The organism is Sphingomonas phyllosphaerae 5.2, from assembly GCF_000419605.1.
Lineage (GTDB): Bacteria > Pseudomonadota > Alphaproteobacteria > Sphingomonadales > Sphingomonadaceae > Sphingomonas > Sphingomonas phyllosphaerae_B.
This window is the reverse complement of sequence record NZ_ATTI01000001.1, coordinates 2,231,165-2,253,332: the sequence shown is the minus strand read 5'-3', so window position 1 is coordinate 2,253,332 and position 22,168 is coordinate 2,231,165. Positions and strand designations below refer to the sequence as shown.

Sequence of the window (22,168 nt, the reverse complement as noted above, 5' to 3'; positions counted from 1 at the left end):
CCTAGCCTTCCGGCGGAACCGGCGGGGCGTCGTCGCCGAGCGACAGGCCATGGCGCATCAGCATCGGCACGTTGGCGACCGCGAACAGCATCGTGAACGGGATGACGATCCACACCTTGTAGATCGCCCACAGATCCCACCCGCGCTGCGGCCCGACCGCCACCGCGGCGCCGCGCCACACGGCCTCGTTGAGCACGGCCATGATCGCGAAGAACCACACCCAGTTGAGCGTCAGTCGCCGCCACCCGCTCTCCCGCAGGCCCGGGTAGCTGCTGCCCATCAATTGCTGGAGCAGCGGGCGGCCGGTCGCCAGCCCGAAGCCGAGCACGGCGGCGAGCAGCGCGTAGACGATCGTCGGCTTGGTCTGGATGAAGCGCGGATCGCGGAAATACATGGTGAGACCGCCGAATACGATCACCAGCCCGGCGGAGATGAGCAACATGATCGGCACGCGTCCGAGCTTGAGCCTGGCGATGACGAGCGCCACCACGCTGGCGATCACGAACACCGCCGTCGCCAGGATCACACGTGCGAGCAGCAGCGCCTCGACCTGCTTCATGGTCGACAGCATCGGCGTGAAATGCGCGACGATGCCGCGCGCGACCTCCGCCGGAATCAGGAAGTTGGCGACGAAGAACAGCGCGAGCGGGCCATAGTCGACCAGCGCGCGGACGCCGGCATGGCCTTCGTTCCGAGCCGTGTTCATCGTTGCTTGCCCCCTTCGATGCCGGCGATGATCCGGCTGACCTCGCGTGCGTCGAACGGGCGCAGGTCGTCCATCTGCTCGCCGACGCCGATGGCGTGGATCGGCAGGCCGTAGCGCTCCGCCGCCGCCACCAGCACGCCGCCGCGAGCGGTGCCGTCCAGCTTGGTCATGACCAGACCGGTGACCCCGGCGACTTCCTTGAAGACCTCGATCTGGCTGAGCGCGTTCTGGCCGGTGGTGGCGTCCAGCACCAGCAGCACGTCGTGCGGCGCGGCGGGGTTGAGCCGACCGAGCACGCGGCGGATCTTGGCGAGCTCGTCCATCAACTCGCGCTTGTTCTGGAGGCGTCCGGCGGTGTCGACGATCAGTACGTCGGTGCCGATCGCGGTCGCCTGCTTGACCGCATCCCAGACGATCCCGGCGGCGTCGCCACCCTCCGGGCCGGTGACGATCGGGACGCCGATCCGCTCCGCCCATGTCCTGAGCTGGCCGATCGCGGCGGCACGGAACGTATCGCCCGCCGCCAGCATCACGGCATAATCCTGTTCGAGGAACAGATGCGCCAGCTTGGCGATCGTCGTGGTCTTGCCCGACCCGTTGACGCCGATGACGAGGATCACCTGCGGGCGCGGGAAGGCGTCGATGCCGATCGGGCGCGCGACCTGCGCCAGCACCTTCTCCACCTCCTCGGCGACGACGAGACGGATGCCGAGTTCCTCCATGTTGCGCTCGAACGTGCCCTCGGCCAACCGCTCGCGCACCTTGGCGGCGGTGGCGGGGCCAAGGTCGGAGGCGATCAACGCTTCCTCGACGGTATCGAGCGTTTCCTCGTCCAGCCGCGCGCCGCCCAGCCCGGCGAGGTTGCCGACCAGCCGGTCGGAGGTGCGGCGAAAACCGCCCAGCAGCTTGTCGTGCCAGCTCGTGTTCATGCGATGATTCCGGTCAAATGGTCGGGGGCGGCGGCGGTGACGATCACCGTAACGATGCTGCCGACGGGAACGGGGGCGGGGAGGCGAACCTCCGCGAAATCGGCGGCATGGCCGCGGTCACCGGGCTTTTCGACCAGCACGGCCTGCGTCGTGCCGACCTGCGCGGCGAGGCGCGTGGCGAGGCGCGCGGCGGTGGCGGTGCGGAGCCGCGCGGCGCGATCGCGCGCGACGGCGGGGGTGACCTGCGGCATGCGCGCGGCGGGGGTGCCGGCGCGTGGCGAGTAGGGAAAGACGTGCGCGTGGGTGATATCGGCCTCGGCGACCAGCGCGAGCGTGTGTGCGAACATCGCCTCGTCCTCGGTCGGGAAGCCGGCGATCAGGTCGGCACCGATCGCGACATCGCGTTGCGCCTTGAGGCGCTCGACGAGCCGCACCACGTCGCCGCGGGCATGGCGGCGGCGCATCCGCTTCAGGATCATGTCGTCGCCGGCCTGCACGGACAGGTGAACGTGCGGCATGACGCGCGGCTCCTGCGTCAGCAGCGCGAGCAGATGGTCGTCGATCGCGGCGGGGTCGAGCGAGGACAGTCGAAGACGCTGGAGTCCGGGAACGTCGGCGAGCAGTCGCTCGACCAGCACGCCCAGCCGCGCGCCGCGATCGTCGTAGCTGGCGAGGTCGACGCCGCTCAACACCACCTCGCGCTGCCCGGCCTCGACCAGTGCGGCGATGCGCGGGATGACCTCCGCAACGGGATCGGCGCGGTTCGCCCCGCGCCCCTGCGGGATCGCGCAGAAGGTGCAATGATGGTCGCAGCCGTTCTGGACGCCGACGAACGCGCGCGTCTGCGGTACCGCGCGCGGTGCGTTGGGGCGGGCGCCCCAGCTGGCCGGGAGCAGCTTGGCGGCATTGGCGACGACGCGGTCGACCTCGGGCATCGCCGTGAAACCGGCGCGGTCCATCTCGGACGCGCAGCCGGTGACGACCAGCTCGGCGTCCGGCCGCGCGCGGCGCAGGCGGCGGATCGCGGCGCGCGTGTCCTTCACCGCCTGATTGGTGACGCCGCAGCCGTTCACCACCACCTGCCCGCGCCCTGCCAGCTGGCGGATCGCGGCGCTTTCGGCGATGTTGAGGCGGCAGCCGAGTGTCACGACCTCGGGCTGATGGGAAAACGACATGCGGCGCGATCTAGTTACGACCGGGGGTGAAGTCGACTCCGTCGCGCGCGGCGTGCGCGAGTTTGGTCCGGGCCGAGCGGGAAGCGGCGTGTCCGGGCGCGAGCGCCAGTGCGGGCGAATCTTGCACCGCATGGCGGCGCAACTCGAACAAACTTGCCTTGTGGGTCGGGTTTCGCTATCCGCCACCCAAGTTCCGTTGTTGAACGCATAGGACAAGCGCCCATGTGGTGCACGCTGGCCGGCGAGGTTTCGCCCGCCGGCGCTTTTGCGTTTGGCTCGGTAGAAGGGATTGTGGATGTTCGATAGCCTTAGCGATCGTCTTGGCGGAGTGTTCGACCGGCTGCGCGGCCGTGGCGCGCTGACCGAGGCGGACGTGCGTCAGGCGATGCGCGAGGTGCGTGTCGCGCTGCTCGAGGCCGACGTCGCACTGCCCGTCGCACGCCAGTTCGTCGACGAGGTGACCGAGGAGGCGATCGGGCAGAACGTCCTGCGCTCGGTCACGCCGGGGCAGCAGGTCGTCAAGATCGTCAACGACGCCCTAGTGCGGATGCTCGGCGGCGACGAGCCCGAGGGCGCCGAGCTGAACCTGGCGGTGACCCCGCCGGCGATCGTGATGATGGTCGGGTTGCAGGGGTCGGGCAAGACCACCACCACCGCCAAGCTCGCCAAGCGGCTGTCGAGCAATTCGATGACCGGCCGTACGGCGAAGAAGGTGCTGATGGCGTCGCTGGACGTCAATCGCCCGGCCGCCCAGGAGCAGCTGGCGACGCTGGGCACGCAGATCGAGGTTGCGACGCTGCCGATCGTCGTTGGGCAGCAGCCGGTCGAGATCGCGCGTCGCGCGGTGCAGGCCGCGAAGCTGCAGGGCTTCGACGTGCTGATGCTCGACACCGCCGGCCGCCTGCACGTCGATCAGGCGCTGATGGACGAGATGAAGGCAGTCGCCGAGGTGGCGAAGCCGCAGGAGATCCTGCTGGTCGTCGACTCGCTGACCGGGCAGGACGCGGTCAACGTCGCGCAGAACTTCTCCGAACAGGTGCCGCTGACCGGCGTCGTGCTGACCCGCATGGACGGCGACGCGCGCGGCGGTGCGGCGCTGTCGATGCGCGCGGTGACCGGCAAGCCGATCAAGTTCGCAGGCGTCGGCGAAAAGCTGGACGCGCTGGAGGCGTTCCACCCCAGCCGCGTCGCCGGCCGCATCCTCGGCATGGGCGACGTCGTGTCGCTGGTGGAGCGTGCCGCCGAGTCGATCCAGCAGGAAGACGCCGAGCGGATGGCGGACCGGCTGGCCAAGGGGAAGTTCGATATGAACGACCTGCGCAGCCAGCTCGCGCAGATGAAGCGCATGGGCGGGCTGGGCGCGCTAGCGGGCATGCTGCCGGGCATGAAGAAGGCGCAGGCCGCGATGGATGCGGTGCCGGGCAGCGACAAGATGCTGGTTCATATGGACGCGATGATCGGGTCGATGACCATCAAGGAGCGCGCCAAGCCGGAGCTGATCAACGCCAAGCGCAAGATCCGCATCGCCAAGGGTTCCGGCACCACGGTGCAGGAGGTCAACAAGCTGTTGAAGATGCACCTCGAAATGTCGACCGCCATGAAGAAGATCAAGAAGATGGGCGGTATCAAGGGCATGATGGCGATGCTCGGCAAGGGCGGCCTGGGCGGGCTCGGCAATGCGATCGGCGGCGCCGACATGGGCGACGTGATGGGCAAGCTGGGCGGGCCCGGAGGCGGATTGGGCGGTGGCCCTGGGTTGCCGGGTTTGCCGGGCAACCTTCCGGGGGGCCCGGGCGGATTCAAGTTCAAGAGATAGCGATCGTCGCCCCTGCGGAGGCAGGGGCCCATGTCTCTCCATGACGAGGGGCGCCGATTGTTGATGCACAAAAATGGTTCCTGCCTCCGCAGGGGCGACGGATAGAAGAAGGCAAGGAAAGACACATGGCACTCAGCATTCGCCTGTCGCGTGGCGGCTCGAAGAAGCGTCCGTACTACCGCATCGTCGTGGCGGACGCGCGCAGCCCGCGTGACGGCAAGTTCATCGAGAAGATCGGCAACTACAACCCGCTGCTCGCCAAGGACGACGAGAAGCGGATCGTGCTCGACGCCGAGCGCGCCAAGCATTGGCTGAGCGTCGGCGCGCAGCCGACCGACCGCGTCGCGCGCTTCCTCGACACCGCGGGCGTGAAGGAGCGCGAGACGCGCAACAACCCGAAGAAGGCCGAGCCGGGCGAGAAGGCCAAGGAGCGCGCCGAGGAGCGCGCCGAGAAGCAGAAGGCCGCCGAGGAAGCTGCCGCCGAAGCCGCCAAGGCACCGGCGCCTGCGGAGGCCGAGGCCGAAGCACCGGCCGAAACCGCCGAATAAGCATCCGATCCCGGTCATCGTGCGTTGGCTCCGTTCCATCGAACAGGAGAGCGCATGATGACCAGCGATCCCGATCCGCGCACCGCGCCCGAGGACCATGAAGACGCGACCAACCAAGGCGTCTCGGCCAACGACCCCGCCGAAGGACGCGACGACGCCCCCGACGGAGACGACGGCTCGCCCGAAGACAGCGCCGGCTGAGCCGGCGCCCGGTACCATCGTGCTCGCCGCCGTGGCGGGCGCGCATGGCATCGCCGGCGAGGTGCGGCTGAAGGTGTTTGCCGACGATCTGGCGGCGCATCGTTCGTTCAACGACGGAGCGCTGACACTTGTGAAGCTGCGTGACGGCACGATCGCACGCTTCGCCGAGGTCGCGGATCGTACGGCGGCGGAGGCGTTGCGTGGAACGGTGCTGACCGTCCCGCGCGACGCGCTGCCGCCGCTGGGCGAAGGCGAATATTATCATGCCGACCTGCTAGGACTGGCGGCGGTGTCGACCGGGGGCGAGGCGCTCGGGCGCGTCGTTGCGGTCGAAAACTTCGGCGCGGGGGACGTGGTCGAGATTGCACGCGCCAATGGCAAGACATTCATGGTGCCGATGACCGCGGTGCCGGAATGGAACCCTGAGCGGCTGGTGGTTGAGGCAGGTTTCGTCGAACCCTGACCCGACTATCGCCGTAGCGGTCGCCGCTCTGCCAGCAGGTTTCGGATCGCCGTGGCCGCAACGCCGGCCTCGCCCATTGCGTGGCTGATCTGGTCGAGGCCCTTCACGACATCGCCGGCGGCGAATAGCCCCGGAATACTGGTGCGCTGGTGGTCGTCGACCTCCAGGCATCCTTCGTCGCTCGCCCGCGCGCCGGCCTCGACCGCCAGCCGCGACCGGATCCGCGAGCCGAGCGCGGGATAGACGCTGTCGAACGCCATTCGCCCGCGCGCGGTATCGAACGCCAGCCGATCGCCCTCGATCGCATAGCCGCCGCATGGTCCCTCGACACGCACGATCCCGGCGTCGTCGAGCGCGCGGGCACAGGCGACATCCAGTGCGTGTCCGCCTTCGGGTGCAACGAGCGTGATATCGCGCGTGAAGCCACGCAGGAACAACGCCTCGCGCATCCCGTGGTCACCGGTGCCGATCACGGCGACGCGGCGATCGGTTACTTCATAGCCGTCGCAGATCGGGCAATATCGCAGCAGGCCGCGTGCGAGTGCCGGATCGTGCACCTCGGGCAGCAAGTGCGCGGGGCGGTGGTTCACGACGCCGGTGGCCAGCAGCACGGTGCGTGCGTGGTGGGTGCCGCTGTCGGTCGTGACGACGAAGTTCTCGCCGTGGCGGGCGAGCGCGGTGACCCGCACGTCCTCCCGCCGCGCGCCGTAGCGGGCGGCCTGCGCCTGCATCAACGCGAGCAGGTCCTTCCCCGCGATGCCGTCGGGATAGCCGGCATGGTTGCGGGTGCACGGGATCATCGCCGCGCGGCTCGACCCGCAGTCGAACAGCCGGATCGCCAGGTGGAAGCGCGCCAGGTAGATGGCGGCGGTCAACCCGGCCGGGCCTGCGCCGATGATGATGCAATCGTCCACGTTACCAAGCCTCCGCCTTGCGACCGTTCGAAGCCGTATATACATGGCGTACATACAGGAGGTCGGCGATGGGTAACGAATATCGGGCCAAGGTGTTCAAATCCGGCAATTCTGTCGCCTTGCGGCTGCCGAAGGCGCTCGGCTTCGCCGCAGGGCAGGAAGTGTGCGTTCGCGAAGAAGCCGGAAAATTCTCGTTCGAACCGGTTGATGGCGACGGTCGGATTGATCTCGGCGGCATCTGGGGCTCATGCCCTGACCTAAAGCCACTGACGTCCGACCAGCGTGAGCTCGAGCGGTCGCCGCGCGTGTGGGATGATCCCGAATGGCCTGGCTGGCAGCAGAAATCAATTTCGTGAATTTCATGCTTGATGCGAATATCATCATCGCGCTTCTGGGTGGTGGGCCGCAAATACTTCGCGAACGCGTCGAGCGGTGCAGGCCGGGCGACATTTCCATCTCGTCGATCGCGTTTGCTGAAGTGGCGTTGGGAAGCTGGAACGGAAAGCGGCCATCGCTGGCTGTCCTCGATCAGCTTCCCCGTTTGTTCCAAGTGTTGCCGTTCGACCACCTCGCAGCGAGGATCTACGCGCAATTGCCCTTCCGGAGGCGCAGCTTTGACATGCTGATCGCGGCACATGCGCGGTCACTCGACGTAACGTTGATCACAAACAACGAAAAAGACTTCGCCGACATCCCCGGCCTGAATATCGAAAACTGGACCCGATGACCTTCCACGCGACGATCCTGACGCTGTATCCGGAGATGTTTCCCGGCCCGCTCGGCACCTCGCTGGCGGGGCGTGCGCTGGGCGAGGGGCGGTGGGCGCTGGATGCCGTCAACATCCGTGATTTCACCACCGATCGCCACCGGACCGTCGACGATACGCCGGCGGGCGGCGGTGCGGGCATGGTGCTGCGCGCGGATGTCCTCGCGCGCGCGGTCGACGCGCATGCCGACGGTCGGCCTTTGCTCGCGATGACGCCGCGAGGACGGCCGTTGACGCAGGCGCGGGTGCGCGACCTGGCAAGCGGGCCGGGCGCGGTGATCCTGTGCGGCCGGTTCGAGGGGTTCGACGAACGATTGCTGGAGGCGCGCGGGATCGAGGAGGTTTCAATCGGCGACTATATCCTGTCCGGCGGCGAGATGGCGACGCTGGTGCTGCTCGATGCTTGCGTTCGGCTGCTGCCCGGCGTAATGGGCGCGGCTTCGAGCGGAGTCGAGGAGAGCTTCGAAAGCGGCCTCCTGGAATATCCGCACTATACCCGACCGGTCGAATGGGAGGGGCGCACGATCCCGCAGGTGCTGCGATCGGGGGATCATGCGAAGATCGCGGCCTGGCGGCAACGGCAGGCGGAGATCGACACACGGCTACGGCGGCCAGACCTGTGGGAGCGTCACGAGGGCGCTCGGGTCGGCACGCCCTCTGGCGCGCGGCAACGGACTGAGGACGACCAATGAACCTGATCCAGACGCTCGAAGCCGAGCAGATCGCCAAGTTCCTCGAGAACAAGAAGATCCCCGAATTCCGCCCCGGCGACACGCTGAAGGTCGGCGTGAAGGTGGTCGAGGGTGAGCGCACCCGCGTCCAGAATTACGAAGGCGTGTGCATCGCCCGCGCCAACCGTGGCATGGGCTCGTCGTTCACCGTTCGCAAGATCAGCTTCGGCGAGGGTGTGGAGCGCGTGTTCCCGCTGTATTCGCCGAACATCGATTCGATCGACGTGGTCCGCAAGGGCGCCGTGCGTCGCGCCAAGCTGTATTACCTGCGTGGCCGCACCGGCAAGTCGGCGCGTATCGCCGAGCGTCGCGATCCGCGCACGACGGCTGCTGCCGAGTAATCGACCGGACCTTGTGGCCTGGACAGGGGGCGTGGCGGGTGACCGCCGCGCCCCTTTTTCGTTGTGTAACGCTTTGGGCGGGCGGACGCCGAGTGCGGCAGGGGTCCACCCCCGGTGGAACAGGGGGCGGCTGGCCCGCGAGCTACCGCGCCCCGGTTCGCACATCGGACCAGCTTGGTTCACGGCCAGACTTTCCAAACCAGGTCTCTTCAGGCTGGGCAGGGTTCGGACCAACGCTTCAATCCGGTCGATGGCGGCAGGTGGTGCGTGGGCGAGAGCGCCTCGCTTCTAGCGGCGGTCGTCAATCCGCGTGGCCGCGGCGACCGCGTCGATGAGGCCGAGACGCGCGGCCAAGGGCAGAAACGCGGCAAAGGCGGCAGGGCGTTCGGCGATTGCGCGAACGGCTGCGGCGACAGCCAGCGGACGCGCCGCCTGCGCTGCGAACCGCACTTGCCATGCCGCTGCACCCGCGCTGCCGTCGCGCAACCATGCCTGCGCTGCCGAGCCTCCGCTGGCGAGCGCGATGCCCATGCCCTCGCCGGCGAGTGACGGGATCACCGCCGCCTGATCGCCGAGGCGGAAGAGGCCGGCGACGCCCTGTCGCGCGCGCCAGCCATAAGGGACGTTGGCGATGGCTTCGATCGCGGTCGCACCGGCCGCCGCCAGCCGGTCGCCGAGGGCGGGCGATTCACCGGACAGAAGTGCCAGCAGGCGGGTCGCGTCTCCGGCCTCGGTCAACCGGGAGCGGTGCACCGCCAGGCAGATGTTGGCGCTGCCGTCTTCCTGCATGACGATGCCGGCATAGCCGCGGTCGAAGAGGTGCAGCTCGATCGCGTCACCGATCGCGCGGGTCAGCGCGGGGGTCGGTCCGCGGCGGGTGCGCAGGCCGAGCGTCGGATCGCGACCGCGCGCCTCGGCGGGACGCGCGAGCCCGCGCACGTCGTGCTTCCCGTTGGCGAGGAACAGCGCCGCTGCATCCAGCGTCGCGCCGTCGGCGGTGCGGACCGCGCCATCCTCGACCGCGCGGGCGGCGACGCCGCGCTCCACCGCGGCCCCGCATGCGATGGCGTGATCGAGCAGCACTGCATCGAGCCGCGCACGCGACACGCCGATCGCCGCGGCGGGGAGACGCGTTTCGACCACGCGCCCGCGTGCGAACAGCCGTACCCGCGTCACCCGCGCCGGGTTGAGCGTATCGACGTCGATGCCGAGCCGTCCCAGCGTCTCCAGCGTCCGCCAGCTTAGAAAGCCGCCGCACAGCGCGTCGCCGGTTTCGCGCGTGCGCTCGATCACCAGCGGATCGGCGCCGGCACGCGCGAGCGTGATCGCCGCGGCGGCGCCCGCCGGCCCGCCGCCGAGGATCAGCGCCGCTCGACGCACAGCCGGAACGGAAAGGCGCGGAACACGCGCGCGTCGGGGACGCCGGCCTCGGCGAGCAGCGGCGCCCATTCAGCGGGACGATAGCTGCGCGCGATCGACAGGTGGCCGTCGTGGCGGACGATCGGGTGCCACGAAAACAGCCGCGCGAGCAGCGGCCAGCCGCGATAGGCGAAACCGTGGCGATGAAGGTCGTTGACCAGCCAGCCGACGCGCGCCTCGCCCTGCATGAAGCGCAGGAACGCGACCAGTTGCGCGTGCGTCATGTGATGCGCGACGAGGCTGGAGATCACGAAATCCCAGCCGGCGCCCGCGAGATCGGCATAGTCGCCCGTCCGCCAGTCGATCGCGACAGCGGCTGGCGTATGCGCGCGCGCCGCCTGCTCGCTGCGGGGATTGAGGTCGATGCCGGTGAGGTCGAACGTGACACCGCGCCGCTCGCCCCAGCGCGCGATCCGGCGCAACATGTCGCCGTCGCCGTAGCCGACGTCGAGCAGGCGATAGCGCCCGCCCGGAACGGTCGCCGCGGCAAGGAAGCGCAAGGTCGGGCGTGCAGCCATCGTGACGCGGTTGACGCGCGCAAGGTCGCCGACCACCGAGGCGTAGACGTCGGTCGGCAGGTCGTCACCGTCCATCAGTTCTTCGGCAGTGGCGCGGGATTCGAGCATCAGGCGGCGCTGGCGAAGGAGAAGCCTTCGGCGGCGAGGCCGGGGCCGAACGCGAGCGCGACGCCGTGCGCGACGCGCGGGCCGGCGAGAATGCGCGCCAGCACGAACATCAGCGTCGCCGACGACATGTTGCCGTTCGCCGCGAGCACCGCGCGCGAATCCGCAAGCGCTTCGTCGGGCAGCGCCAGCGCGCCTTCGACCGCGTCGAGGATCGAGCGTCCACCGGCGTGGACCGCCCAGCGATCGGCGCTGTGCCCGCCGGTGATTGCGGTGACCAGCGCCGGATCGCGCAAGGCGGTGCCGATCCGCCCCGGCACCTCGCCCGACAGGTGCATTGCGAAGCCGCGGTCGGTGATGTCCCAACGGATCGCGGCGGCCGAGCCGGGCAGCGCGGCGCTGAACGGGCGTCCGATCGCGAGGCCGGCGGGGGCGGCGCAGACCAGCGCCGCGGCGGCACCATCGCCGAACTGCAGCATCGCCAGCAACGGTTCGAGCGCGCGATCGGCCTGGAGATGCAGCGTCGAGAGCTCGACCGTCACCACCAGCACGCGCGCTTCGGGTTCGGAGCGGACGATGTGGCGGGCGGTGCGCAACGCGGCGACCGCGGCGTAGCAGCCCATGAAGCCGACCAATGTGCGTTCGACGTTGCCGGCAAGATCCAGCTCGCGGGCGAGGATCTGGTCGATGCCGGGTGCGACGAAGCCGGTGCAACTGGCGACGACCAGATGCGTGATGCCGTCCAGCGAAACCTGTTCGCGAAGGCGCGCGATCGCGGCGAGCGCAAGCTTTGGCGCGGCCTCGGCGTAGATCGTCATGCGCGCCGCGGTGCCGGGGTGCGGCTCTGCGGCGTAGAAGCCCTCCGGACCGACCGGGGAGCCATGCGCCGCGGGAAGCACCGACCAGCGGTGCGCGATGCCGGCACGCGTCGCCATACGCGCGAACAGCCGCGCCTCGCGTGCGGGCAACCGTCCATGTGCCCAGGCGACGAAATCGGCGTGAATGTCGTGCGCGGGCACGGCGGTGCCGATCGCGGCGATATGGGGAGTGGCTGGCATTACGGGCGGTGAACGCTTGGGCGGGCGGATCGACGCGGCGGTCGCTTTGAAGATGCTGGAGTCACCGGTACGCGCGTTATCCGGTTGTGCGGCAAAGGCAATCGATCAGCGGTGCGGCGGTGTCAAACGGCGTCCGCGTCCGGGCGTTTGACCCGCAGCGTTCTTGCGCCCGGGCCGCCGATGTCCCGTTTTCCGCATCGCTTCTTATACCGTCGGCAAGTAGCGCGCTTGCGGATCACATCACGGTCGACGGGTCGGGGTGCTCGTCGGAAGCGGTCGTCCGGCCTTCCTCTTCCTCCCGCCGCGCGCGTGCGCTTGCCCAGAAGGCGCGGCGCTTGCGGATCTCGCGTTCGTAGCCGCGTTCGTGTGGTTCGTAGAAGACGTGCGCGCCCGCCTCGGCCGGGAAGAAGTCCTGCGCGGCATAAGCATCGGGATAGTCGTGGTCGTAGCGGTAACCCTCGTGATAGCCGAGTTCCTTCATCAGCCTGGTCGGGGCGTTGAGGATGTGCTTGGGCGGCGGCAGCGAGCCGGTGTCGCGGGCCAGCGCACTCGCACGGTCGAACGCGACATAGGACGCGTTCGACTTCGGTGCGGTGGCGACATAGTTGATCGCCTGCGCCAGGAACAGTCGGCCCTCCGGCATCCCGACGCGCTCGAACGCCTGCCATGCGGTCATCACCTGCACCAGCGCCTGCGGATCGGCCATGCCGACGTCCTCGGATGCCGCGCACGCCAGCCGCCGGAAGATCACGCCCGCGTCCTCGCCGCCGCGCACCATTCGCGCCGCCCAATATAGTGCGGCATCGGCATCGCTGCCGCGCAGGCTTTTGTGGAAGCAGCTGAGCAGGTTGAAATGCTCCTCCTGCCCACGATCGTAAAGCGGCGCGCGCTTCTGGACGATTGCGGCCAGCGCGGCGACGTCGATCGGTGCGGCCGGCGCGACAAGGAACAGCGTCTCGCACAGGCCCAGCAGGTAGCGCGCATCGCCGTCCGCCATCGCGAGCAACGCGGCGCGCGCATCGGGCGCCAGCGCCAGCGTTCGGCCCTCGTGCGCTTCGGCGCGCTGTACGACGGTGTCGAGCTCGGCAGCGGTCAGCCGTTCGAGCGTGAAGACCTTGGCACGCGACAGCAGTGCGGCGACCAGGCTGAAGCTGGGGTTCTCGGTCGTCGCGCCGACCAGCACGATCGTCCCGTCCTCGACCGCTGGAAGCAGCGCATCCTGCACCGGGCGGGAGAAGCGGTGCAGCTCGTCAATGAAGGCGACGGTGGAGCGGCCCGCCTTGCGCAGGTCGCGCGCGGTCGCCAGCGTGCGGCGCAGGTCCGCGATCCCGGTCGACACCGCCGACAATTGCACGAATGCATAATCGGCCTCGGCCGCGATCAGTCGCGCGATCGTGGTCTTGCCGACACCCGGCGGACCCCACAGCACGAACGACGACAGCCGCCGCGAACCGATCATCATCGTCAGCGGCGCGTCGGGGCCGAGCAGGTGGCGCTGTCCGATGACTTCGGCAAGCGCGCGTGGACGCAGGCGGTCGGCAAGCGGAGCGTGATCGTCCGCGATCGGGGCAGCGGGAGGAAGGACGGGTTCGAACCCGGCAAAGAGATCGGCCATGGCCATTATGTAAGCACCGGCGGCCGGCGCGTCATGCGCAGTCAAAAATATATCTTGAACAGTCTTGCGCTTCGGATCGGAAGATATATCTTGGCTGCATCGTGACGCATTACGGAGTAGGTCATATGTTCGGGTTTTCACACGGCGGCGGGGGTCGCCATCATCATCACGGCACACGCGGGCGCGGCGAGGCTGGCCTGGACGTCGAGCGTTTCTTCCACTGGGTCGAGCGGCTGAACGACGGTGAGCATCGTCGTGGCGGCGGCGGTGGACGCAGCCGCCGGATGTTCGACGGTGGGGAGCTGCGGCTGGTGCTTTTGCACCTGATCGCGCAGGAGCCGCGGCACGGCTACGAGCTGATCAAGGCGGTCGAGACGCTGACCGGCGGGGCCTATGCGCCGAGCCCTGGTGTGGTCTATCCGACGCTGACGCTGCTGGACGAGATGGAGCTGATCGCCGAACAGGCCAGCGCCGGCGCGCGGAAGCGCTTTGCGGCGACCGACGCCGGGACCGCGCATCTCAGCGAGCAGGCGGCAACGGTCGCGGCATTGGTCGCGCGGCTGGAGGCGATGGGCGCCCAGCGCGCACGCGGCGATGGCGAGGGCGCGCCGGTCCGCCGGGCGATGCACAACCTGCGCCACGCGGTCGGTGATCGTGCGATGCGGGCCGATGCGACGCCGGAGATCCTGCACGAGATCGCGGCGTTGATCGACGAGGTGGCGCAGAAGGTGGAGCGGCTGAAGTGAGCGTCTCGATCGCGCGCGTGCCGACGCATTCGGCGAGCCGCTATCTCCAGCAGCTCGCCAAGCATTGGAGCCACAAGATGGCGGTCACCTTCTCCGAACAGGAAGCGACGATCGCCTTCCCGAACGGCGCCACGCTCGACCTGCGTGCCGACAGCGAGACGCTGGACGTGCGGCTGGCGGTGTCGGAAGATGGTGACGTGGCGCGGATGCGCGAGGTGGTGGCGAGCCACCTCGATCGCTTCGCATTCCGCGAGGCGCCGCTGACGTTCGACTGGCAGGAGGCCTGAGGCTCACCGCGCGGCGAGCACCTCACGATATGCCTGCAACACCGCGCCATTCGCGGTATCCCAGCGGAACTCCTGCGCGCGGAGATGGGCGGCGTGTCCCATTGCCGCGCGCAGCCCGGCGTCCGCCACCAGCTGCGCGATCACCGTGGCATAGCCGTCGATGTCCTGCGGGGTGACGAGGAAGCCGGTGCGCCCGTCCTCCAGCAGGTCCATCGCGCCGGTCGCGCGCGCCGCGACGACGGGCACGCCCGCCGCCATCGCCTCGGAAGTCACCTGTCCCCACGTCTCGGTGACGCTGGGATTGAAAAGCACGTCCATCGAGGCGACCGCGCGGCCGAGATCGTCGCCGCTCTGGAAGCCCGCGAACGCCGCCTGTGGCGCACGCCCCGCGAACCACTCGCGCGCCGGGCCCTTGCCGACCACCAGCACACGGTGCGGCACGCCCAAAGCCGCAAGCCGCGCGAGAACGTCGGCGAACACGCCCAGCCCCTTTTCGAGCACGAGGCGCCCGAGAAAGCCGATCGTCACCTCTTCATCGGCGATCCCGAGCGAGCGCCGCCATGCGAGGTCGCGCACATCGGGGTGGAAGCGCCGATGGTTCACCCCGCGTCCCCATAGCGACACCGGCGTCGTCACGCCCAGTTCGCGCACCACCGTCGCCATCGACGGCGTCGGCACCAGCACGCGGTCGGCCCGATTGTAGAAGCGGCGCAGGATCGCGCTGATCAGCGGCTGGATCAACGACAGCCCGTAATATTGAAAATAGGTCTCGAAGCGCGTGTGCACTGCGGACACGACCGGAACGCCGCGTGCGCGCGCCCAGGTGACGGCTGCATGGCCGAGGAATTCGGGCGCGGAGACGTGCACCAGATGCGGATCGAACGCCTCCAGATCACGGCGCGGCCTGGCGGGCAGGCCGCGGCCCAGCTTGTATTCGCCGCGCCCGCCCGGCATCGGGATCGCGGGGACGTCGACCACCGTGCCACGTGCCTCGAACGCCGGCGTCGGCGTGGTCGGAGAATAGACGCGCACCTTCACGCCCTGATCGAGCAGATAGCCGACCAGCAGATTCTGCGCCTGGTTGGCGCCGTCGCGCACGTAATTATAGTTGCCGCTGAAGAAGGCGACGCGCAGCTCGGAGCTATTCATGTTGTGTCGCTAGCCGCGATCTGCGGCAAAATCGCGACCGCCACCGCAGCGCCATCCGCTAGACGGCCCTGATCTCGTCGGTGCGGCGGATGCGACGGATGCGTGGTTCGCGATCGAGCATCGCAGTGCGGCGGATCGTCTCGCGCAATTCCTCGCGCTTGTCGTGGATCGACGCGATTACCGGGCCCATCGCGACGCCGAGGTCGACCAGCACCGCCTCCGAGAGTTGCAGCGAGCTTTCCAGCGTCTCGGGCACCGCGTCGGTCACGCCGGCCCTGTAGAGTTCGGCGGCATGCGCGGTGTCGCGTGCGCGCGCGATGATCGGCAGGTCGGGGAAGGCGGCACGCAGCCGCTTGGTCAACCGCACGGTCAGCACCGGCTCGTCCATCGTCAGGATCAGCGCGCGCGCGTTGCCAAGGTCGAGGCGGTCGAGCAGTTCCGCACGCGCGACGTCGCCGAACACGATCGGATAACCGCCGGCGCGCGCTTGCGTCACCGCATCGATGTCCGCCTCGACCGCGACATAAGGCTGGTCGTGCCGCGCGAGCATGTCCGCCACCAGTCGGCCGACGCGCCCGAAGCCGAACACCACCGCACGCTCGCCCTCGGCATGATCGAGGGCGTCGGGCGGGGTCGTCTCGCGCCGCTCGATCCGCCGGGCGATGATCCGCCCGAGCAGCGCGAGGAGGGGCGTGATCGTCAGGCCGATCGCGGTGACGGTCTGCCAGAAGCTGGCGGTCGCGGCGGTGATGAGTTGCGCCTGCGCGGCGGTGGCGAGCACGATCAGCGTCGTCTCCGACGGACTGCCCATCAGCATTCCGGTCTCCGCGGCGATCCCGCGTCGCGCATTGGCGACGCGCAGCAGCAGGAAGGTGACGACTGCCTTGACCGCGACGATCCCCAGCACCGCGGCGAGCAGCGACGCCCAGTTGGCGATGATCGCGCCGAGGTCCAGGCTCATCCCGACGGTGATCAGGAACACGCCGAGCGCGAGCCCCTTGAACGGGGCGGTCATCACCTCGACCTCGCTGTGATATTCGGTCTCGGCGATCAGCAGCCCGGCGAGCAGCGCGCCGACGATCGGCGACAGCCCGGCGGCGGTGGTCGCCACGCTGGCGACGATCACCACCAGCAGCGAGGCGGCGAGAAACAGCTCCGGGCTCTTGGTACGCGCGGCCTGCGCGAACAGGCGCGGCAGTACCAGCCGCCCGCCGACGTACATCGCGACCACGGTCAGCCCGCCGCGCAGCGCAACGCCGGCAATTCCGACCCAGCCTTCGTCGCTGGCGGTCGGCGCCATCGCGCCCAGCGCGAAGATGATCGGCACGAGCGCAAGATCCTGGAACAGCAGGATCGCAAACGCGCCGCGCCCGACCGGGCTGGTCGTCCCCACCAGCGGCAGCACCAGCGCGGTCGAGGAGAGCGCGAGCGCAAGCCCGAGCCCCGCCGCACCCCCCCAGCCTTGCCCCATCAGGTGGAGCGCGACCGCGACCAGCACCGCGCAGCCGACCAGCGCGGCGGGGCCGGTGCCGAACACCAGTCGCCGCATCGACCATAAGCGGCGGAACGACAGTTCCAGCCCGATCGAGAAGAGCAGCAGGACGATCCCGAACTCGGCAAACGGCTCGATCGAGGCCGGGTCGGAGATCGTGAAATAATAGAGCCAGGGCGCGCGCGGCACGAGCGCGCCGAGCCCGGCCGGGCCGACAAGCGCGCCCACCAGGATGAACCCGATCACCGGGCTGATGCGGAAGCGGGCGAAGGCCGGGATCACCAGGCCGGCGGCGCCGAGCACCACCAGTGCGTCCGAGAAGCCTTCGTTGTGCAATCCGATCGCCATGTGCAGACCTTACGCAGGGGCGGACGCCTTTGTCGCCCTTCGTTGCCCAAAAAATGCAAAGCGGCCGGCAACATCCTGCATCTGCTCGACAAAGCCGGGCGCGGCGGCCACTCTGCAGGCCGATCCGCCGAACCGGGAGTTGCCATGCGTCGTCGCCAGTTTCTTGCCTCCGCCAGCGCCGCCGCCGCGCTCGCCGCGCTGCCGCGGGTCGCCGAGGCCGCCGCCGCCAAGGGGCCACGCGATGCCGAGTTGCGCGCGTTGCTCGACCGTTTTTTCTATGCGCGGCTCGACGACAGTCCGGAACAGGCGACGTCGCTGGGGCTCGACAGCGGCGAACGGGCGGCGCTGAAGTCGCGGCTGTCGGATGCCAGTCGTGCCGGTGAGGCGCGCGAGTTTGCGCAGGCGCGGCAGGAGCTTGCTGCGCTGCGCGCGATCCCGCGCGACGCGCTGGGGCAGGCGGCGCGGCTCGACTATGACATCGTCGCCTATAGCCTGGACCGGATGCTGGCCGGCGAGCGGTACACGTTCGGGGCCAGTGCGGGTCGCTACGCGCCCTATGTTCTCACGCAATTGACCGGTGCGTACCGCGACGTGCCCGATTTTCTCGCCAACCAGCACCGCGTCCGCGATGCCGCCGATGCCGACGCATATGTCGCGCGCGTCGCCGCCTGGGGTCCGGTGATCGACGCCGAGACCGAGCGGCAGCGCGAGGATGCGGGCCAGGGCGTGTTCGCGCCCGACTATATCCTGGACACGACGCTGAAGCAGCTTGCGGCGGTGCGCGACAAGGCGGCCACGGCGACCGGCCCGGCGCTGGATCTCGCCGCGAAGCTGACGGCCGCGAACCTGCCGGCGGAGCGTGCGGCGGCGGTGACGAAGCTGATGACCGAGCGGGTCTTCCCGGCGCTCGACCGCCAGCGCGCGCTGGTCACCGAATTGCGCGGCCGTGCGGTTCACGACGCCGGCGTGTGGCGATTGCCGGACGGTGCGGCCTATTATGCAGCGGCGGCGAGCGCGGCGACCACCACCGAGCTGGGCGGGGAAGAAATCCACCGGCTCGGCCTCGCGCAGGTCGCGGAGATCGGCGCGCGCATCGACGGCATCCTGCGCAAGCAAGGCATGTCGCAGGGGACGGTCGGCGAGCGGCTGGTCGCGCTCAACAAGCGTCCGGACCAATTGTACCCCAACACCGATCCGGGGCGCGAGGCGCTGCTCGAACAACTCCGCGCGCAGGTCACCGCGATGACCCGGCGCCTGCCCGAGCAATTCGCGATCCTGCCGCGTGCGCCGGTCGAGGTGCGGCGCGTGCCCGAGGCGATCCAGGCGGGCGCGCCGGGCGGTTACTACCAGTCCGCCTCGCTGGATGGGTCGCGCCCGGCGATCTACTTCATCAACCTGCGCGACACGTTCGATCGGCCGAAGTTCGGGCTGGCGACGCTCAGCTATCACGAGGCGGTGCCGGGACATCACCTGCAGGTGATGTCGGCGCTGGAGAGCCAGGACATCCCGCTGATCCGCCGGCGCGGTTTCTATTCGGGCTATTCGGAAGGCTGGGCACTCTATTCGGAGCAACTCGCCGACGAGATGGGCATGTACGACGGCGATCCGCTGGGGCAGGTCGGCTATCTGCAGTCGCTGCTGTTCCGGGCGACGCGGCTGGTGGTCGACAGCGGCATGCACGCGAAACGCTGGAGCCGCGAGAAGGCGACCGACTATCTGATCGCCACGACAGGCATCGCGCGCGGACGCAGCCAGGGCGAGATCGACCGCTACACGGTCTGGCCGGGGCAGGCGTGCAGCTACAAGATCGGCCATACCGTGTGGACGCGGTTGCGCGACGAGGCGAAGCGCAAGGCGGGGGCGAAGTGGGATGCGAAGGAATTCCACCGCGTCCTGACGCTCGGCGCGATGCCGCTTACCGTGCTGGAGCAGGTGGTGCGCGAACGCATGGGGTGAGCGTTGCCGGGGCAGGGTGACGCGAGCCTGACCCGGGCTTCGAGCCGGGATCCCGCTATTGCCCGACGGCAGCAGAAGCGGGACCCCGGCTCGAGGCGCGGGTGACGGGTGGTGGCGCCGGCCTAGAACCGCACGCGCACGCCCGCGGTAATGCGTCGGCCGTTGTCGACCACGCCGCGCAGCAGGCCGACGGCGGTGTCGTTGAAGATCTTCGCGTTCGTCGCGTTGGTGACGTCGGCGTTCAGCGTCACCATGCGGTTGACGTCGTAGCTCGCCGAGATGTCGAGCTGACCATACGACCGCTGATAGTCGCCATCGCCGAACGTGCTGATCGGATCGTTCACGAAGCCATTGCGGTAGTTGTACGAAGCGCGAATGCCGAACCCGGCCTTTTCGTAATAGCCGGCGATATTGTAGCTGCGCGTCGATGCGCCCGAGATCGGGATCGCGGGCTCTCCCTGCGTCACCACCACGTCACCAAGATCGAGATAGGTGAAGTTGCCGAGCACACCGAGGCCGTCGAGCGCGCTGGGCAGGAACGTGAACGGCACTTGCGCGCCAAGCTCGAACCCCTTGATCTTGCTGCTCGCGCCGTTGCGCGGCTGGCGCAGCAGGAACACCTGTTCGCGGCTGCCGCCTTCCTCCAGCTGCACGGTCTGTGTGACCGAGGTGGCGGCGTTGATGATGAAGTTCTTGACGTCCTTGTAGAAGACCGCCGCCGAGAGCAACCCGGAGCCGGCGAAGTAATATTCGAGCGACAGGTCGATCTGGTTCGACAGGTACGGGCGCAGGTTCGGGTTGCGCGCGCTGATCGTGCTGGTGTTCGCATCGACGCTCAGCGTCGGGGAGAGTAAGCCGATGTCGGGCCGCGTCAGCGTGCGCGCCACCGCGCCGCGCACCTTCAATTGCGGCGTCAGGTCGTAGGAAAGGTTCGCGCTGGGCAACCATTCGGCATAGCTGTTGTCGATCGAGACCGGCGCGGTTCCCTGCACGACGGTGATGATCCCGCCGCGCCGCACCAGCAGGGTCGACAGATCGGCGGCGTTGCCGTCGGACGTCTGATCGGTGCGGACATAGCGCAGCCCGATGTTGCCGTTGAAGCGATCCTCCAGCGCGCGAATGTCGACCTGGCCATAGGCCGCATACGATCGTTCAGTGACCTGGAAGTCGTTGGCGAGCTGCGCCTGCGGCGGGGCGAGCGACAGCATCTGCGACAGGGGCAGCTTGTCGAAGAACGCGTCGAGATTGGGTGCAAGATAGGTGCCGAGCGAGGACTGCACGAACTTCGAATAATCGACCTGTGCAAGGATCGGCGCCGCGGACGTGCTGCCGCCCTCGACGGTCGGGTTATAGGCCTGCCCCAGCGCGGTCGCGAACTGCTGCGACGTCAGGTTGAAGGTGCGCGAGCTGAATTCGCTGCGGCGGTTGGCGAACATGCCGCCCGCCTTCAGGACGAGGGTGGCGTCCGAGAGCGCGACATCGCGCGAGATGTCGAGGCGGCCGTCGTAATTGCGGTCGATGCTGGGCGCGCGATACGTGCCGCCGACCGCGAGCAAATTGTAGGTCGAGGGATCGAGCGGGTCGTAGCCGCGATTGAACGTGACGGTCGGCTCGCGCCCGAGATTGCCGCCCGTGTCGTAGCCGACGCGCGCGCGCGAGTTGATCGCGAAGCCGTAGTTGGTCGAGGTGCGGCGCGCCTTGGAGAAGCTGAACTCACTCGACACCTTCAGCTCGTCCAGCGTCCAGATGCCGCCGACCGCACCGCTGAACAGTTCGTCATGCGTATCGATCGGGCGGGTGTCGGCGCGATGATCGACTCCGTTGGCGTCCAGCGCGGTCAGGTAGCCATCGGCGACAGTGCTGCCGACGACGCCCGCGCCGGGCCCCTGGATATTGGTGAAGCGGACCTGATGCTCGTTGTAGATCGAATAGTCCTTGAAGTCCGAAAAGAAGCCGTCGGCGTAGAAGTTCAGCGTGTCGGTCGGCTTGAACTGCAATCCGCCGATCATCGTCACGCGTTCGAACTTGCCGTCCTGCGCGACAAGGTTGGTGGTGTGGATGAAGCGTGCCTGGTCGGCGAGGTCGCCATCGAGGTTATAGTCGAGTGGCGGGTTGCGCCGCCCCTCGACGCCGTTCTCCGCACCGTAACCGAGATAGCCCGCCGACAGCACGCGGCGCTTTTCATAGTTGATGCCGAAGCTGGCGCCGAAGCGATCGCTGATGACCTTGTTGACGAACAGCGATGCGTGCGGCGTCACGCGGTTCGGGTTTTCCTCGTAGATGCCCTCCGCGGTGATCGCCACCACGTCGCGCCCGGCGTCCAGCGGGCGTGCGACGCGGACGTTGACCAGGCCGGCGAGTCCGCCCTCGACCTGCTCGGCGCTGGGCGACTTGATGACCTCGACCGCGCTGACGAAGTCCGACGACAGCGAGGTGAAGGAGAAGCTGCGCCCGCCGCCCGGCGTCGCGATCTGGCGACCGTTATACTGCGTCTGCGTGAAATTGGGGCCGAGCCCGCGCAAGGCGACGCGTGATCCTTCGCCCTTGTTGCGCGTGATCTGCACGCCGGTGACGCGCTGAAGCGATTCGGCGAGGTTCTGGTCGGGGAAGCGCCCGATATCCTCCGAGGAGATCGCATCGACGATGCCGATGTTGTTGCGCTTCAGCGCGGTCGCGTCGGCGAGGCTGCGGCGGATGCCGGTGACGACCACCTCCGCGCCACTCCCGGGCGTGTCGATCGTCGTGTCCGGTGCCGCCGGGCTGGCGGCGGGCACGGTCTGCGCGGTGGCGGCGGACGCGATGGTGATCGCGAGCAGCGATGCGGCGCTGGCCAGAAAACGTGTGGTCATTCTTCTCTCCCCGTGGGTGCCGCCGGTCGTTCGTGA

At 68.8% G+C, this 22,168-nt stretch carries 22 protein-coding genes; 11 read left to right on the top strand and 11 right to left on the bottom strand.

Features of this window, described 5'->3' with window-relative positions; genetic code table 11:
* Window position 1 precedes the first annotated feature (1 nt).
* The 3 genes from SPHPHY_RS0110540 to SPHPHY_RS0110530 are packed head-to-tail and all read right to left on the bottom strand — an operon-like array spanning window position 2 to window position 2,810.
* Entirely contained in the window at window positions 2-706 is a 705-nt protein-coding gene (locus SPHPHY_RS0110540; RefSeq protein ID WP_022686646.1) for an inner membrane-spanning protein YciB, read from the bottom strand.
* Window positions 703-1,635 (bottom strand): signal recognition particle-docking protein FtsY, encoded by a 933-nt coding sequence (ftsY, locus tag SPHPHY_RS0110535; RefSeq protein ID WP_022686645.1) that lies wholly within the window; start codon window positions 1,633-1,635, stop codon window positions 703-705. The genes SPHPHY_RS0110540 and ftsY overlap by 4 nt, the downstream gene beginning before the upstream one ends.
* Window positions 1,632-2,810, bottom strand: a complete 1,179-nt coding sequence (locus SPHPHY_RS0110530) for a MiaB/RimO family radical SAM methylthiotransferase (protein ID WP_022686644.1) — start codon at window positions 2,808-2,810, stop codon at window positions 1,632-1,634. The genes ftsY and SPHPHY_RS0110530 overlap by 4 nt, the downstream gene beginning before the upstream one ends.
* 295 nt (window positions 2,811-3,105) lie before the next feature.
* On the opposite strand from SPHPHY_RS0110530, the gene ffh reads away from it, so the two are divergent.
* From ffh to rimM, 4 genes are all read left to right on the top strand, one after another.
* Window positions 3,106-4,626 carry a signal recognition particle protein gene (gene ffh / locus SPHPHY_RS0110525; protein WP_022686643.1) on the top strand — a complete coding sequence of 507 codons (1,521 nt, stop codon included), beginning with the start codon at window positions 3,106-3,108 and terminating at the stop codon, window positions 4,624-4,626.
* A gap of 125 nt (window positions 4,627-4,751) precedes the next feature.
* Window positions 4,752-5,174, top strand: a complete 423-nt coding sequence (rpsP, locus tag SPHPHY_RS0110520) for a 30S ribosomal protein S16 (RefSeq protein WP_028056762.1) — start codon at window positions 4,752-4,754, stop codon at window positions 5,172-5,174.
* Between the two features lie 57 nt (window positions 5,175-5,231).
* A complete protein-coding gene (locus SPHPHY_RS22280; RefSeq protein ID WP_196802159.1) occupies window positions 5,232-5,375 on the top strand; it encodes a hypothetical protein in 144 nt (47 codons plus the stop codon).
* 16 nt (window positions 5,376-5,391) lie between these two features.
* A complete protein-coding gene (gene rimM / locus SPHPHY_RS0110510; RefSeq protein ID WP_028056761.1) occupies window positions 5,392-5,838 on the top strand; it encodes a ribosome maturation factor RimM in 447 nt (148 codons plus the stop codon).
* 5 nt (window positions 5,839-5,843) lie between these two features.
* On the opposite strand, the gene SPHPHY_RS0110505 is transcribed toward rimM, so the two are convergent.
* Window positions 5,844-6,752, bottom strand: coding sequence for an NAD(P)/FAD-dependent oxidoreductase (locus SPHPHY_RS0110505; RefSeq protein WP_022686641.1), 909 nt, complete (start codon window positions 6,750-6,752; stop codon window positions 5,844-5,846).
* 68 nt (window positions 6,753-6,820) lie between these two features.
* Between SPHPHY_RS0110505 and SPHPHY_RS0110500 the strand changes: the two genes are divergently transcribed.
* Genes SPHPHY_RS0110500 through rplS form a run of 4 tightly spaced genes read left to right on the top strand, consistent with a single transcriptional unit; the run spans window position 6,821 to window position 8,590 of the window.
* The gene (locus tag SPHPHY_RS0110500; protein ID WP_022686640.1) at window positions 6,821-7,108 is read left to right on the top strand and encodes a hypothetical protein; all 288 of its coding nucleotides are present in this window, start codon (window positions 6,821-6,823) and stop codon (window positions 7,106-7,108) included.
* The gene (locus SPHPHY_RS0110495) at window positions 7,075-7,479 is read left to right on the top strand and encodes a type II toxin-antitoxin system VapC family toxin (RefSeq protein ID WP_231370403.1); all 405 of its coding nucleotides are present in this window, start codon (window positions 7,075-7,077) and stop codon (window positions 7,477-7,479) included. The genes SPHPHY_RS0110500 and SPHPHY_RS0110495 overlap by 34 nt, the downstream gene beginning before the upstream one ends.
* The gene (gene trmD / locus SPHPHY_RS0110490; protein ID WP_022686638.1) at window positions 7,476-8,210 is read left to right on the top strand and encodes a tRNA (guanosine(37)-N1)-methyltransferase TrmD; all 735 of its coding nucleotides are present in this window, start codon (window positions 7,476-7,478) and stop codon (window positions 8,208-8,210) included. Before SPHPHY_RS0110495 ends, trmD begins: the two co-directional genes overlap by 4 nt.
* Complete coding sequence (rplS, locus tag SPHPHY_RS0110485) at window positions 8,207-8,590, top strand: 50S ribosomal protein L19 (RefSeq protein ID WP_022686637.1); 384 nt, start codon at window positions 8,207-8,209, stop codon at window positions 8,588-8,590. Before trmD ends, rplS begins: the two co-directional genes overlap by 4 nt.
* 288 nt (window positions 8,591-8,878) lie before the next feature.
* Here the strand turns inward: rplS and SPHPHY_RS0110480 are convergent, their stop codons facing one another.
* From SPHPHY_RS0110480 to SPHPHY_RS19930, 4 genes are all read right to left on the bottom strand, one after another.
* Window positions 8,879-9,970, bottom strand: coding sequence for an NAD(P)/FAD-dependent oxidoreductase (locus SPHPHY_RS0110480; RefSeq protein ID WP_022686636.1), 1,092 nt, complete (start codon window positions 9,968-9,970; stop codon window positions 8,879-8,881).
* The gene (locus SPHPHY_RS0110475) at window positions 9,952-10,635 is read right to left on the bottom strand and encodes a methyltransferase domain-containing protein (RefSeq protein WP_022686635.1); all 684 of its coding nucleotides are present in this window, start codon (window positions 10,633-10,635) and stop codon (window positions 9,952-9,954) included. Before SPHPHY_RS0110475 ends, SPHPHY_RS0110480 begins: the two co-directional genes overlap by 19 nt.
* On the bottom strand, window positions 10,635-11,690 hold the full coding sequence (locus SPHPHY_RS0110470) for a type III polyketide synthase (RefSeq protein ID WP_022686634.1): 1,056 nt from the start codon (window positions 11,688-11,690) through the stop codon (window positions 10,635-10,637). The genes SPHPHY_RS0110475 and SPHPHY_RS0110470 overlap by 1 nt, the downstream gene beginning before the upstream one ends.
* Before the next feature lie 235 nt (window positions 11,691-11,925).
* On the bottom strand, window positions 11,926-13,305 hold the full coding sequence (locus SPHPHY_RS19930; protein WP_022686633.1) for a replication-associated recombination protein A: 1,380 nt from the start codon (window positions 13,303-13,305) through the stop codon (window positions 11,926-11,928).
* A 125-nt stretch (window positions 13,306-13,430) separates the two neighbouring features.
* On the opposite strand from SPHPHY_RS19930, the gene SPHPHY_RS0110460 reads away from it, so the two are divergent.
* Complete coding sequence (locus SPHPHY_RS0110460) at window positions 13,431-14,051, top strand: PadR family transcriptional regulator (RefSeq protein WP_022686632.1); 621 nt, start codon at window positions 13,431-13,433, stop codon at window positions 14,049-14,051.
* The gene (locus SPHPHY_RS0110455; RefSeq protein WP_022686631.1) at window positions 14,048-14,338 is read left to right on the top strand and encodes a DUF2218 domain-containing protein; all 291 of its coding nucleotides are present in this window, start codon (window positions 14,048-14,050) and stop codon (window positions 14,336-14,338) included. Before SPHPHY_RS0110460 ends, SPHPHY_RS0110455 begins: the two co-directional genes overlap by 4 nt.
* A 3-nt stretch (window positions 14,339-14,341) precedes the next feature.
* Here the strand turns inward: SPHPHY_RS0110455 and SPHPHY_RS0110450 are convergent, their stop codons facing one another.
* Window positions 14,342-15,487: a glycosyltransferase family 4 protein gene (locus SPHPHY_RS0110450; protein ID WP_022686630.1), complete on the bottom strand. Its 1,146-nt coding sequence runs from the start codon at window positions 15,485-15,487 to the stop codon at window positions 14,342-14,344.
* A 58-nt stretch (window positions 15,488-15,545) separates the two neighbouring features.
* Entirely contained in the window at window positions 15,546-17,327 is a 1,782-nt protein-coding gene (locus SPHPHY_RS0110445; RefSeq protein WP_022686629.1) for a cation:proton antiporter, read from the bottom strand.
* A gap of 144 nt (window positions 17,328-17,471) precedes the next feature.
* On the opposite strand from SPHPHY_RS0110445, the gene SPHPHY_RS0110440 reads away from it, so the two are divergent.
* Window positions 17,472-19,283, top strand: coding sequence for a DUF885 domain-containing protein (locus tag SPHPHY_RS0110440; protein WP_028056759.1), 1,812 nt, complete (start codon window positions 17,472-17,474; stop codon window positions 19,281-19,283).
* Window positions 19,284-19,405: 122 nt separating this feature from the next.
* Here the strand turns inward: SPHPHY_RS0110440 and SPHPHY_RS0110435 are convergent, their stop codons facing one another.
* Window positions 19,406-22,132: a TonB-dependent receptor gene (locus SPHPHY_RS0110435; RefSeq protein WP_022686628.1), complete on the bottom strand. Its 2,727-nt coding sequence runs from the start codon at window positions 22,130-22,132 to the stop codon at window positions 19,406-19,408.
* Window positions 22,133-22,168: the final 36 nt, after the last annotated feature.

Bases quoted from the DNA above. Each gene is read 5' to 3' on its own strand.
- SPHPHY_RS0110540 (WP_022686646.1), bottom strand. From the start codon at position 706: ATGAACACGGCTCGGAACGAAGGCCATGCCGGCGTCCGCGCGCTGGTC.
- ftsY (WP_022686645.1), bottom strand. From the start codon at position 1,635: ATGAACACGAGCTGGCACGACAAGCTGCTGGGCGGTTTTCGCCGCACC.
- SPHPHY_RS0110530 (WP_022686644.1), bottom strand. From the start codon at position 2,810: ATGTCGTTTTCCCATCAGCCCGAGGTCGTGACACTCGGCTGCCGCCTC.
- ffh (WP_022686643.1), top strand. From the start codon at position 3,106: ATGTTCGATAGCCTTAGCGATCGTCTTGGCGGAGTGTTCGACCGGCTG.
- rpsP (WP_028056762.1), top strand. From the start codon at position 4,752: ATGGCACTCAGCATTCGCCTGTCGCGTGGCGGCTCGAAGAAGCGTCCG.
- SPHPHY_RS22280 (WP_196802159.1), top strand. From the start codon at position 5,232: ATGACCAGCGATCCCGATCCGCGCACCGCGCCCGAGGACCATGAAGAC.
- SPHPHY_RS0110500 (WP_022686640.1), top strand. From the start codon at position 6,821: ATGGGTAACGAATATCGGGCCAAGGTGTTCAAATCCGGCAATTCTGTC.
- SPHPHY_RS0110495 (WP_231370403.1), top strand. From the start codon at position 7,075: ATGGCCTGGCTGGCAGCAGAAATCAATTTCGTGAATTTCATGCTTGAT.
- trmD (WP_022686638.1), top strand. From the start codon at position 7,476: ATGACCTTCCACGCGACGATCCTGACGCTGTATCCGGAGATGTTTCCC.
- rplS (WP_022686637.1), top strand. From the start codon at position 8,207: ATGAACCTGATCCAGACGCTCGAAGCCGAGCAGATCGCCAAGTTCCTC.
- SPHPHY_RS0110475 (WP_022686635.1), bottom strand. From the start codon at position 10,635: ATGCTCGAATCCCGCGCCACTGCCGAAGAACTGATGGACGGTGACGAC.
- SPHPHY_RS0110470 (WP_022686634.1), bottom strand. From the start codon at position 11,690: ATGCCAGCCACTCCCCATATCGCCGCGATCGGCACCGCCGTGCCCGCG.
- SPHPHY_RS19930 (WP_022686633.1), bottom strand. From the start codon at position 13,305: ATGGCCGATCTCTTTGCCGGGTTCGAACCCGTCCTTCCTCCCGCTGCC.
- SPHPHY_RS0110460 (WP_022686632.1), top strand. From the start codon at position 13,431: ATGTTCGGGTTTTCACACGGCGGCGGGGGTCGCCATCATCATCACGGC.
- SPHPHY_RS0110450 (WP_022686630.1), bottom strand. From the start codon at position 15,487: ATGAATAGCTCCGAGCTGCGCGTCGCCTTCTTCAGCGGCAACTATAAT.
- SPHPHY_RS0110445 (WP_022686629.1), bottom strand. From the start codon at position 17,327: ATGGCGATCGGATTGCACAACGAAGGCTTCTCGGACGCACTGGTGGTG.
- SPHPHY_RS0110440 (WP_028056759.1), top strand. From the start codon at position 17,472: ATGCGTCGTCGCCAGTTTCTTGCCTCCGCCAGCGCCGCCGCCGCGCTC.
- SPHPHY_RS0110435 (WP_022686628.1), bottom strand. From the start codon at position 22,132: ATGACCACACGTTTTCTGGCCAGCGCCGCATCGCTGCTCGCGATCACC.